The sequence below is a fragment of the Aurantimonas marianensis genome, assembly GCF_024195285.1.
GTDB classification, from domain to species: Bacteria; Pseudomonadota; Alphaproteobacteria; order Rhizobiales; family Rhizobiaceae; genus Aurantimonas; species Aurantimonas marianensis.
In genome coordinates this window covers 1-11,407 of record NZ_JALHBS010000050.1, presented here as the reverse complement: position 1 = coordinate 11,407, position 11,407 = coordinate 1, and the positions used below count along the sequence as shown (strand labels likewise).

General features: G+C 66.4%; 9 protein-coding genes and 2 pseudogenes. 9 read left to right on the top strand and 2 right to left on the bottom strand.

Going from position 1 to position 11,407, the window contains the following annotated elements:
• The 9 genes and pseudogenes from MJ956_RS09650 to MJ956_RS09610 form a co-directional block, all read left to right on the top strand.
• A pseudogene (locus MJ956_RS09650) lies at positions 1–694 on the top strand (cell division protein FtsZ); the annotation flags it as partial.
• A gap of 319 nt (positions 695–1,013) precedes the next feature.
• Positions 1,014–1,952 carry a UDP-3-O-acyl-N-acetylglucosamine deacetylase gene (lpxC, locus tag MJ956_RS09645; RefSeq protein WP_253964262.1) on the top strand — a complete coding sequence of 313 codons (939 nt, stop codon included), beginning with the start codon at positions 1,014–1,016 and terminating at the stop codon, positions 1,950–1,952.
• 128 nt (positions 1,953–2,080) lie between these two features.
• Positions 2,081–2,959, top strand: coding sequence for an outer membrane protein assembly factor BamD (locus MJ956_RS09640; protein ID WP_253964261.1), 879 nt, complete (start codon positions 2,081–2,083; stop codon positions 2,957–2,959).
• Positions 2,960–3,128: 169 nt separating this feature from the next.
• Positions 3,129–4,802 (top strand): DNA repair protein RecN, encoded by a 1,674-nt coding sequence (gene recN / locus MJ956_RS09635; RefSeq protein ID WP_253964260.1) that lies wholly within the window; start codon positions 3,129–3,131, stop codon positions 4,800–4,802.
• A 2-nt stretch (positions 4,803–4,804) separates the two neighbouring features.
• Positions 4,805–5,917, top strand: coding sequence for an FAD-dependent oxidoreductase (locus MJ956_RS09630; RefSeq protein ID WP_253964259.1), 1,113 nt, complete (start codon positions 4,805–4,807; stop codon positions 5,915–5,917).
• A 37-nt stretch (positions 5,918–5,954) separates the two neighbouring features.
• A complete protein-coding gene (gene ligA / locus MJ956_RS09625) occupies positions 5,955–8,096 on the top strand; it encodes an NAD-dependent DNA ligase LigA (protein WP_253964258.1) in 2,142 nt (713 codons plus the stop codon).
• Between the two features lie 123 nt (positions 8,097–8,219).
• Positions 8,220–8,801, top strand: coding sequence for a YbjN domain-containing protein (locus MJ956_RS09620; RefSeq protein WP_253964257.1), 582 nt, complete (start codon positions 8,220–8,222; stop codon positions 8,799–8,801).
• Between the two features lie 116 nt (positions 8,802–8,917).
• On the top strand, positions 8,918–9,631 hold the full coding sequence (locus tag MJ956_RS09615) for an AzlC family ABC transporter permease (RefSeq protein WP_253964256.1): 714 nt from the start codon (positions 8,918–8,920) through the stop codon (positions 9,629–9,631).
• Positions 9,624–9,920, top strand: coding sequence for an AzlD family protein (locus tag MJ956_RS09610; protein ID WP_253964255.1), 297 nt, complete (start codon positions 9,624–9,626; stop codon positions 9,918–9,920). Before MJ956_RS09615 ends, MJ956_RS09610 begins: the two co-directional genes overlap by 8 nt.
• Before the next feature lie 16 nt (positions 9,921–9,936).
• Here the strand turns inward: MJ956_RS09610 and MJ956_RS09605 are convergent, their stop codons facing one another.
• Both MJ956_RS09605 and MJ956_RS09600 read right to left on the bottom strand, forming a co-directional pair.
• Entirely contained in the window at positions 9,937–10,935 is a 999-nt protein-coding gene (locus MJ956_RS09605; RefSeq protein WP_253964254.1) for a Tim44 domain-containing protein, read from the bottom strand.
• 84 nt (positions 10,936–11,019) lie between these two features.
• Positions 11,020–11,407 (bottom strand): annotated as a pseudogene (locus MJ956_RS09600) (VWA domain-containing protein); the annotation flags it as partial.

Sequence of the window (11,407 nt, the reverse complement as noted above, 5' to 3'; positions counted from 1 at the left end):
CATCCGCGAAGAGGTCGACCAGGACGCCAACATCATCCTCGGCGCGACATTCGACGAGAGTCTCGAGGGGATCATCCGCGTGTCGGTGGTTGCGACCGGTATCGACAAGATCGAGATGGCGCTGGCCGGACACGTCGCGGAACGCCACGCCGAGCCCGTTGTCGCGGCGCCGGCCCCTCGGGCCGTGCCGCAGGCTGAATCGGCGATGTCCCGCGTCGCGGTGGCGGAGCCGACGCCGGTCCTGCCGGCCGCGGTCGCGGTGGATGAATTCGACGAAGAGATCGAGGACGATTTCACCGACGCGCTCGAGGCCGAGATCGCCCAGGTCAATCCGTCGTCTCTCGCCGCGGAACCGCCGGCGCCTCGTATGCCGCGGGTCGAGGATTTTCCGCCGGTCGTACGCGCCGAGATCGAGAGCCGATCCGCCGAGCACCACGGTGAGGATCGCGGGCCGATGGGGCTGTTGCGTCGGTTGACGACGGGCTTGTCGCGGCGCGACGAGGAAGAGCACCCGACCGCCGAGATCCGTCAGAACATGCCGCAGTCACCACGCCGCGCGGCTGTCGAGCCGAATCCCTATGCGCCTCGCCGCGTGGCCGCCGAATCAGGCGCCAGGCCGGTGTCTCAGGCACACTCGGTCAGCGATGACGATCAGCTTGAAATCCCTGCGTTTTTGCGCCGCCAGGCCAACTGATCGTCCACTGTTACCAGTTTGACACAAGGTCCGCCGACATTTCGGCGGACCTCGATATTTGTAAGTCATTGAAAAACAAAGAAATTGCACCGTGTTTAGACCATCATCCAGTAACAACGGGTAAGAATCCGTGATTTGGCTGATGAACGGCTCCGTTCTAGGTGTTGCAGCGTGTTTGGACATCTCGGCGGCGCGGCCCTCCTTGGGGAGGTGGGTCGGCAAGGGCTGAAGGGAAGTCTCCCGATGAGGGTGCCAACCTCCAGTAAGTGCGAAGTGATCTTCGTTTGATGGTTGGCGGGAAAGGTTGCCAATTGTGTTGATGTTTCAGCAGACGCTTGGTTCGCGGATCGATTTTGACGGCGTAGGCGTCCACAGCGGTCTTCCTGTTCAGCTCAGTCTGCTTCCGGCCGAGGCTCACACCGGCATCGTCTTCCATCTGTTCGACAAATCCGACCTGCTGCATGAGATCAAGGCGGTTTCGGCGAATGCCGCGCTGATGGATCTTTCCACCGTCGTCGGCGATCCGCGCGGCGCTCATGTCGCCACGATCGAGCATTTGATGGCGGCGCTCTATGCCATGGGTGTCGACAACGTCGTCGTGCAGATCGATGCGCACGAAACCCCGATCATGGACGGATGCGCCGCCGGTTTCATTGCGGCGATTTGCGAATCAGGCATCATCAGCCAGGCGGCCAGGCGGCGCTTCCTGCGCGTATTGAAGCCCGTGACCGTCGAGATGGACGGCGCGCGGGCCGAATATCGCCCGCACAACAGCACGCGGTTCGAGATCGAGATCGATTTCGACAGCCCCGTCATCGGACGCCAGACCTATTGCGCCGATCTGACGGCGGACCGCTTCGCCAAGGATCTGTCCCGGGCGCGCACCTTCGGCTTCATGAAGGATGTGGAGCGTCTCTGGGCGGCAGGCTATGCTCTCGGTTCCTCGCTCGACAATTCCGTTGTCATCGGCGACGATGGCCGGATCATCAATCCCGACGGCCTGCGCTACGCGGATGAGTTCGTCCGTCACAAGGCACTGGACGCGGTTGGTGACCAGGCGCTCGCTGGCGCGCGCGTACTCGGCTGCTACCGCTCCTATCGCGGCGGCCACAAGCTGAACGCGCTGGCTCTGCAGGCTCTGCTCGCGGACCATCGCGCCTATGAGATCGTCGAGATGCCGTCACGCCTCGTCGACCCGGTTCGCCATGCGCCACTCGTCGCGGTGGCGGCGCCCGCCTACGGTCCGCAGATCCTCTAAGACAGCGTCAGGGGGCGGTTCGCCCGGGTGCCCGCGTCACAAAAAAGGCGGGTTGGTTCGGCTTTCAACGTTGCTGGCGTCGAGGGCACGGCGTAAACAGGCCTTCGAACGGCAGGGGATCGGCACGAATGAGCAATCCGCACAGCATTGAGATCACGCGCCGCTCGCGGACGGGGCTCGGACTCGGTCTGGCGATCGGGCTCGCGGCTCTCGGCCTCGGCGGTTGCGCCTCCTCCGGCACCAGCGATGTCGAAGCTTTGGCGCTGGCCGCACAGACGGAGCCACCGGACGTCCTCTACAATCAGGGCCTGGCCAATCTCGAGGGTGGTCGCCTGAGTGAGGCGGCGAAGAAATTCGAGGCCATCGACCGTCAGCATCCCTATTCTGAATGGGCCCGCAAGGCGCTGGTCATGAACGCCTTCGCCAGTTACCGCAGTGGCGACTACGACGGGGCGATCAATTCGTCCAAGCGCTATCTGGCGCTCTATCCCGGCAGCGAGGAAGCGGCCTACGCGCAATACATCATCGGCCTGGCCTATTATAAGCAGATCCCGGACGTCACCCGCGATCAGAAGGAAGCCGCCCGCGCCGCCGCGGCCATGCGCGAGGTGATGGAGAAATATCCCGACTCCGAATACGCCGAGGATGCGCGCAACAAGGTGCGGATCGCCCGCGATCAGCTGGCCGGCAAGGAAATGCAGGTCGGACGCTATTACCTGGAACGCCGCGAATACGTCGCGGCGATCAACCGCTTCAAGAATGTCGTCGACGTCTACCCCGAATCGCGGCAGGTCGAGGAAGCGCTCGCGCGTCTGACGGAGGCCTATTACGCCATGGGTCTGACCGGCGAGGCGCAGGCCGCGGCCTCGGTGCTCGGCCAGAACTATCCGGATTCGCCCTGGTATCGGGACTCCTACCAGCTCCTGCAAAGCAAGGGCCTCGCGCCGCGCGAAGGCGGCGCGACCTCCTGGTTCGGCACCATCGGCCGGAAGATCGCCGGCGGCTGATCGGGCCGGTCCGGGCGGTCGGTGGATCGACCGCGTCAAGCTTGTCGGGCGGCCGGTTGCAGAACCGGTCGCCCTTTTCGTTCGCGCTGCCATCCTCTCGCTCGCCCGATGCGCTATCTCGGTAACGCGGTTGCCATTGGGGCGCCGCTTCATTACCGACGATCCGGTCATGCTGGTTCACCTTTCGATCCGCGACATCGTTCTCATCGAACGGCTCGACCTTGCCCTCGGCGAAGGCCTCTCCGCGCTTACGGGTGAGACCGGCGCCGGCAAGTCGATCCTTCTCGACGCGTTGTCGCTCGCCCTCGGCGGGCGAGGCGATGGTGGCCTGGTTCGTCACGGCGCCAAGCAGGGCGAGGGGACCGCCGTCTTCGATCTGGCGGCTGGCCTCGGCGTTCGTGCGCTTCTGGAAGAGAACGGCTTCGACGACGACGGCGATGTCATCCTGCGCCGCGTCCAGAGCGCCGACGGTCGCACCCGTGGCTTCATCAACGATCGGCCCGCCAGCGTCGCGCTGATGCGCGCGGTCGGGCAGGCCCTCGTCGAAATCCACGGCCAGCACGACGACCGGGCGCTGGTCGACCCCGAGGCCCATCGCACGCTGCTTGATCAATATGGCGGTCTCGAGCGGGAGGCTGCCGAGGTGGCCGGCGCGCACGCGGCCTGGCGAAGCGCCGTTGAGGAGTTGCGCGCGCATCGCGCCAGGGTCGAGGCCGCGGCGCGGGAGGCCGATTATATCCGCGCCGCCGTCGAGGAACTGTCCGATCTCGCCCCGATCGCCGGCGAGGAAGACGAGTTGGCCGAGCGCCGCCAGATCATGATGCGTTCGGAAAAGATCGTCACGGACGTCAACGACGCCCATGAGGAACTGGCGGGTACGGCATCGCCGATTCCGCCGCTGGCCGGTCTTCTCAAGCGTCTCGACCGCAAGCGCGACCAACTGCCGGGCCTGCTCGATCCGGCCATCGAACGACTCGACGTCGCCCTGGATGCGCTGTCGGACGCCCAGATGGCGCTCCAGGAAGCGCTGCGCTCGCTCGAATTCGACCCGCGCGCGCTGGAGCAGACCGAGGAGCGGCTGTTCGCGCTTCGGGCGGCGGGTCGCAAATACTCGGTTCCCGTCGACGCGCTGCCTGACCTGACGGCCAAGATGATCGGCGACCTGGCCGATCTGGATGCCGGCGAGGAGCGTCTGTCCCGGCTCGAAGCGGAAGTAGCCGAGAAGCGGACGCTGTTCGACCGCGTTGCCGCCGCGCTGTCCGAACGACGCCAGACCGCCGCGCGGTTGCTCGAAGCCGCCGTGATGGCCGAGCTTCCCGACCTCAAGCTGGACCGCGCCGCGTTTCTGGTCGAGATGGCGAGCGATCCGGACCGGCCCTCGGCCGCCGGCATCGATACGGTCGAGTTCTACGTTCGCACAAATCCCGGTACTCGTGCGGGCGCCATGATGAAGGTTGCGTCCGGCGGCGAGCTGTCGCGCTTCTTGCTGGCCCTCAAGGTCGCGCTCGCCGACCGGGGATCGGCGCCGACTCTGGTCTTCGACGAGATCGACACCGGCGTCGGCGGCGCCGTCGCCGACGCCATCGGCCGGCGCCTGGCGCGGCTCGCCGGAACCGTCCAGGTGCTCGCCGTCACCCACGCGCCGCAGGTCGCGGCCCGCGCGGCGACGCATCTTCTGATTTCGAAGGCCGCGGCCGATGCCGGCGAGGACCGGGTCGCCACCCGTGTCGCGCCGATCGGCGAGGCGGGAAGGCGCGAGGAAATCGCCCGTATGCTCGCCGGCGAGACCGTGACCGACGAAGCCCGTGCCGCCGCCGAACGGCTGATCGGCGCGGGCGCTTGAAGATGACGAGGCCCGAACGGGTTCTCATCGTCGGCGCCGGCCCGGTCGGGCTCGCGGCGGCCGTCGAGTTCCGTCGGCGCGGTTTTCACCCTCGCATCGTCGACGCCGGTGGAGGGTCGACGGACGAAGCCCAGTCGCGGGCGCTCGGAATCCTGCCGACGACGCTCGACATCCTCGCCGCGTCGGGGATCACGGAACGCCTGCTGGCCGAGGGCAGCCGCATCGAGAATGCCGAGATCTCCTTGGATGGAAAGCGTCTGTTCGGGATTTCGACCAAGCCGGCGCGCACGCGCCACAACTTCATCCTGACTCTGCCGCAGGGGCGCACCGAGCGATTGATGATCGAGTGGCTCGCCGCCCGCGATATCGCCGTCGAATGGAACACGGCCTTCGTCTCGCTGGCCGATACCCACGCGCCGCGGGTCCGCCTGTCCAACGGCGAGACCGTTGGGGCGGATCTGGTGCTGGGCGCCGACGGCGTCCATTCGGCGGTTCGCGAGGATATCGGCATTCCGTGGAACGGCGAGGGCTATCCGGCGGAGTTCGCGCTGGCCGACGTGGTCTTCGAAAGTCGGATCGACGCGGCGACCGCAAGGGCCAATCTCAGGACGGCGAACGGCGGCGCCGGAGGCGCGGTCGCGCTGTTGCCTCTCGGCGAGACGAAGGGCCGCTATGTCGGCATCGCGCCGTCCACCGCAGCGCTGCTGGCCGGAATCGAGGGCATTGCTGCCATTACCTGGGAATCACGCTTTTCGGTCAGCTTTCGCCATGCCGAGCGCTTGGCCAAGGGCCGGGTGTTTCTCGCCGGCGATGCCGCCCATGTCCATTCCCCGGTCGGCGGGCGCGGCATGAATCTCGGCATCTGGGATGCCGCTTGGCTCGCCTTCCTGGCCAGCGAGGGGCGCCAGAGCGAATACGAGATGCGCCGGCTGCCTTCGGTGCGGCGGGTGCTGAAGGATACAAGGCGGATGACCGATGTGATCGCCGCGCCGCCGCAACGGCTGCTGAGCGTGTTGCGCTATGTAATGCCGCTGGCGACGCGGTTGCCCTTTGTGCGACGGATGATCGCCGAGCAGCTCTTGGCGCTCGACCTGCCGCAGCCCGAATGGTTATGAGAGGCGCGTACGCAACGGGCAGGGAACCGCGGACGCCATGAACGACAAGCCGGTCGAGGATCTGGGCGAACAGGAGGCGGCGAGCGAGCTCGAACGTCTGGCCCGCGAGATCGCCGAACACGATCGCCGCTATTACCGCGAGGACGCGCCGGCCGTCTCCGACGCCGCGTATGATGCTCTGCGCCGCCGCAACGACGCGATCGAGGCCAGGTTCCCCGAGCTGATCCGATCGGAGTCGCCATCGCGGCGGGTCGGGTCGGAGGTGTCGGAAAAGTTCGAGAAGATTCGCCACGCAGTGCCGATGTTGTCGCTCGACAACGCCTTTTCGGACGAGGACGTTGCTGATTTCGCCAGGCGCGTCCGCCGCTTCCTGAAGCTCGCCGAGGATGCGCCGCTGGCGATCACCGCCGAGCCGAAGATCGACGGCCTGTCGCTGTCGCTGCGCTATGAGAAGGGCGAACTGGTTGCGGCCGCGACGCGGGGTGACGGCACCACCGGCGAGGACGTCACCCGCAACGCCCGGACCATCGACGACATTCCGAACCGGTTGAAGGGCGATGCGCCGGCCGTCTTCGAGGTGCGCGGCGAGGTCTATATGAGCCACGCGGCCTTTGCCGCACTCAACGCCCGTCAGGCCGGGGAGGGCAAGCCGGTCTATGCCAACCCGCGCAACGCCGCCGCCGGCTCGCTGCGCCAGCTCGACGCCGGGATCACGCGTTCCCGGGCACTGAGGTTCTTCGCCTATGCCTGGGGCGAGGCGAGCGAGGGGCCCGGAAGGACGCAGATGGAGGTCGTCGCCGCAATCGGGCGCTTCGGTTTTCCCGTCTTGGATCTGATGCGGCGCTTCGAGACGATCGAGGAGCTGATCGAGCATTATCACCGGATCGAGGAGAAGCGCGCCGGCCTCGGCTACGACATCGACGGCGTCGTCTACAAGGTCGATGATCTGGCCTTGCAGAAGCGGCTCGGCTTCGTATCGCGTTCGCCGCGCTGGGCCATCGCCCACAAGTTTCCCGCCGAGCAGGCGACGACGGTGTTGCGGGCGATCGAGATCCAGGTCGGGCGGACCGGCGCGCTGACCCCGGTAGCCAAGCTCGATCCGGTCACCGTTGGCGGCGTCGTCGTCTCCAACGCCACGCTGCACAACGCCGAGGAAATCGAGCGGCTGGACGTCCGCGTCGGCGACACAGTGATGATTCAGCGGGCCGGCGACGTGATCCCGCAGGTGCTGGGAATCGTTGCGGACAAGCGCCCCGCCGGCACCGAGCCTTTCGAATTTCCGTCCGTCTGCCCGTGCGAATTGAAGACGCCGGTTGTGCGCGAGGTGACCGCCTCGGGCGCCCAGAGCGTCGTGCGGCGCTGCACCGGCGAGTTCGCCTGTCCGTTCCAGCGTCGCGAGCATCTGAAGCTGTTCGTCTCACGCAAAGCCTTCGACATTGACGGGCTCGGCGACAAACAGATCGATTTCTTCTACGACGATCCGGATTTTCGCGTTCGCACCCCGGCCGACATCTTCAAGATGGCGGCGACGAATGCCGCCGGCCTGAAGAAGTTGAAGGACAAGGAAGGGTTCGGCGAGGTTTCGGCCAGCAATCTGTTCGCGGCGATCGAGGCGCGTCGGACGATCCCGCTTGACCGGCTGATCTTCTCGCTCGGTATCCGCCACGTCGGCGAGGCGACGGCCAAGACGCTGGCGCGTGCCTACGGCACCTTCGAGGCGTTTCATGACGCGGCGCTCAAGGTGGCGGCGGGCGACGAGGAAGCGGCCGCCGAGATGGACGCGCTGGAAGACATCGGCGGGGCGGTGCTGACCGCGGTCGCGGGGTTTTTCTCCGAGGAGCACAATCTGCGTCTCATCGAGGATCTGGTGGAGCAGTTGGCGATCGAGCCGGCCGAAAAGCCAGCCGCGTCTTCGCCCGTCTCCGGCCAGACCATCGTCTTCACGGGTTCGCTCGAGCAGATGACCCGCGACGAGGCGAAGGCGATGGCCGAGGCGCTGGGCGCCAAGGTCGCCGGGTCGGTATCGAAGAGGACCGATCTCGTCGTCGCCGGACCCGGCGCCGGCTCGAAGCTGAAGAAGGCCGCCGAGTTCGGCGTCGAGGTGATCGACGAGGATGCCTGGTTCGAGCGGATCGGGCGCGGAGGAAGGGATGGTACCCGGAGCGGCGAGCGCGACTGACGCGCGAATATCGCGGTGGGGTGGTGTCAGTTCCAGGGAAGAAATTTGCGCCAATGCGTCGACCCATCTTGCGGAGCGCGCGGCGAATGCCGAGATTGGACGCGCTCCAGACAAGGATGGTTCATGTTTTTCCGCCTGCCGCGCCGCATGCGCACCGGCCTCTCCACCGCGATTTTACTGGTTGGCGCGGCCCTGTCGCCAGCCGCGATCGCCGTGTCGGTCGACGATGACATCCCCTCCGCGAAGGCACCGGTCGCCACGGGCGAGCGCATTGACCCGGCAAAGTCGGATATGCCCGAGATCATCGCGGCCGACGATCTCGCCGCCATGCTCGACCTCGCGCGGGGCTACGGCGAGGCCGAGCTGACCACGATCGAGAATGGCGATCCTGTCATTGTCGGCGAGATCAGCGGCGTCGCCTATCAGCTGTTCTTTCTGAACTGCGCGGACGACCACACCGGCTGTGCCATCATGAACTTCTACGCGATCTGGGACGTCCAGGACGTCGCCATCAGCGCCATCAACGAATTCAACCGCATGCAGCCGTTCAACAAGGCCTATCTGACGGCGGACAATCTGCCGGTGGTGGAACTGAACCTGTCCACGGTCGGCGGCATTACACGCGGCCAGCTCGATGCGGCCTTCGAGCGCTGGACCATCGCGCTGGCGGAGTTTCCCCGCCAGGTGCTCGGCGAGGGGCGTTAGCGAACGCGCCGTCGACATCCGCGGCGCTTGCGCCTTTCGCCTTGAGGAAGCATAAGCAAGCCTGATTAAGTGGTCTTTCCACGCCCGTTTTCCGCCCCCTTGTCCGAGCAAACCTTGTGACCGAATCCGCCCGATCGGAGATCCGCGCCGCGCTCCGCCAACTCCTGCCCATCCTCTTTGCCGCGCTGCCCTTCGGTATGGTCTATGGCGCCATCGCCATCGGCGCCGGTCTGACGTTGTGGCAGACGCTGGGGTTCTCGGCCACCGTCTATGCCGGCGCCTCGCAACTCGCCGCTCTGCAGCTGATCGGAATCGGCGCGCCGGTCTGGTCCGTACTGCTGGCGGTCGTGGCGCTCAACTTCCGGCACGTCCTTTATTCGGCGTCCGTGGGCCGGCATCTGACGCGGTTTTCGGCGCCGCAGAAGGCGGCCGCGTTCTTCCTTCTGGTCGACCCGATGTTCGGTGCCGCCGAGGCGCGGGCGAGCGGCCAGAAACTGACCAAGACGTTCTATTTCGCCTATGGCCTGGTGCTTTATTTCGGCTGGCTCGCCGCAACTCTCGTCGGCGCGTTGTTCGGCGCGCTGATCGAAGATCCTCTCGCATACGGACTGGACTTCATCCTGCCGGTCTATTTCCTGACGCTGCTGATGACATTTCGGGCCCGCAGCCAGTTCTATCCCGTGGCACTGGCAAGCGCGGCGACCTCGATCCTGGTCTATCTGACCATCGGTCCACCCTGGCACGTCACCATCGGTGGCGTCGCCGGCGTCTTTCTCGCCGCTGTCGCCAGACCGGCGGCGCGGCCGACGGGCGAGGGCGTCGATGCCTGACATCTGGCTGATCATCATCCTCGCGGGTGCGCTCACCTACCTGACGCGGGCCGGCGGACACCTGCTGCTGGCCCGCATCGGATCGCTGCCACCCCGGCTGGAGGCGGCGTTGAACGCCGTTCCGGCGGCGGTGCTGACGACGATCGTGACGCCGATACTGGTGACCGGCGGCTGGCCGGAACGGATTGCTATACTGGTCTGTCTGATCCTGTCATTGCGGCTGCCGCTGATCGCGGTCGTTGCCATCGGCACGGGATTCGTGGCCGCGGCGAGAGCGGCCGGCTTTTGAACCGGCCGCCGCTCGGTCAGTCTGCCTGAATCGCTGACAGTTTCCATTCGCCGCCACTCTCACGCACGAAGGTCCACAGTTCCGTCGTCTCGGTCGGATGATCGGGGTCGCCCTCGACGACCGCACCGGTCTGGCGGTCGTGCATGACATCGATCGATGCAAAGCGCATCGCGACAGAGGCGTAGTCCCGCGCGTCCTCGCGCCACGCCTCGGCGAGGGCGCCCTGCAGCAATTCGACTGCCGTTACGTCGTTCTTGCGGCCCGACGTGGCGTTGTCGGACAGTTCCTCGGCGAGATAGGACATCACCTCGGGTGTGGTGATCCGGCGAAGCGCGGCGTAGTCCTCGCGCGAGAATGCCGCCTGGACTTCCTGTAGTTTCTGCTCGAAGGTATCGAGATCCGCATCGGTGATGCCGATCTCGTCCGAGGCGCCGGGGGAGCTCGGCGCGGCTCCGGCAGCACCGGCGCCGAGCGCCGCGCCCGCACCGATCGACGGGATGCGGAAGCTTCCCTGCCCAGCAGCCCGCGGCGTTTCCTCATAGGCGCGCCGCTCCGTACCGCCGGGATTGCCGACAGCGGAGGCGGCGGTACGGCCACGGAACAGCCGCATCAGCAACGTCACGCCCAGGCCGATCAGAAGCACCTGGACGAGCAGGGCGAAGATGCCGCCCATGCCGCCGAAGCCGCTTCCCATCAGCATGCCGAACAGGCCGCCGAGCATCAGACCGCCGAGAAGTCCGCCGCCCATGCCGCCGAAGAGGCCCGGACGGGAAGCGGCCAGCCCATTCCGGGCAACGCCGGCGCCCGGCTGGGCGGCCTGGCCGGGCGTCATCGAGCGCTGGACCGGGGCGAAGGATTTCGGCGCGGTCGTCGTCGGCGGCGCCGACTGGAAAGTCCGGAAGCCCCGGCTGCCGAAGCTGCCGCCGCGCCGCGCGTCGGCGTAGTCGACCGCGACGAAGGAGAAAGCGAGAAAGAGGCTGGCGAATACTGCGCCGAAGCGAAGGCGATTGGCCATGTAAGGTCCCGTCAAGTTGTCGTTCGACGAGATATGGGGGGCCCAAGCTTTTTCCACCAGCTGTCCGCGCCGAATTTCCACGCCTCAGCGCGCCAGTTCGCGCGTCGCTTCCTCGATGCCCTTCAGGGTCATCTCGAACATGCGGTCGCCGGTTGCCTCGCGGATCATCTGGATCGACTGCGTCCAGTCCCAATGGTCGCGCTTGATCGGGTTCAGCCAGACCGTCTTCGGCCATTGGGCCGTAAAGCGTTGCAGCCAGACGAAGCCCGGCTCGGGGTTCCAGTGTTCGACCGAGCCGCCGGGCATGGCGATTTCGTAGGGGCTCATCGAGGCGTCGCCGACGAACACCGCCTTGTAGTCCGACCCGAATGTGTGGATCACGTCCATGGTCGCAATCGTCTCCGTGTGCCGCCGGCGATTGTCCTTCCACAGCCGCTCATAGGGGCAATTGTGAAAGTAGAAGAATTCGAGG

What these genes read in the sequence shown, in the direction of transcription:
- lpxC (WP_253964262.1), top strand. Translation starts at nt 1,014, where the DNA reads ATGTTTCAGCAGACGCTTGGTTCGCGGATCGATTTTGACGGCGTAGGC.
- MJ956_RS09640 (WP_253964261.1), top strand. Translation starts at nt 2,081, where the DNA reads ATGAGCAATCCGCACAGCATTGAGATCACGCGCCGCTCGCGGACGGGG.
- recN (WP_253964260.1), top strand. Translation starts at nt 3,129, where the DNA reads ATGCTGGTTCACCTTTCGATCCGCGACATCGTTCTCATCGAACGGCTC.
- MJ956_RS09630 (WP_253964259.1), top strand. Translation starts at nt 4,805, where the DNA reads ATGACGAGGCCCGAACGGGTTCTCATCGTCGGCGCCGGCCCGGTCGGG.
- ligA (WP_253964258.1), top strand. Translation starts at nt 5,955, where the DNA reads ATGAACGACAAGCCGGTCGAGGATCTGGGCGAACAGGAGGCGGCGAGC.
- MJ956_RS09620 (WP_253964257.1), top strand. Translation starts at nt 8,220, where the DNA reads ATGTTTTTCCGCCTGCCGCGCCGCATGCGCACCGGCCTCTCCACCGCG.
- MJ956_RS09610 (WP_253964255.1), top strand. Translation starts at nt 9,624, where the DNA reads ATGCCTGACATCTGGCTGATCATCATCCTCGCGGGTGCGCTCACCTAC.
- MJ956_RS09605 (WP_253964254.1), bottom strand. Translation starts at nt 10,935, where the DNA reads ATGGCCAATCGCCTTCGCTTCGGCGCAGTATTCGCCAGCCTCTTTCTC.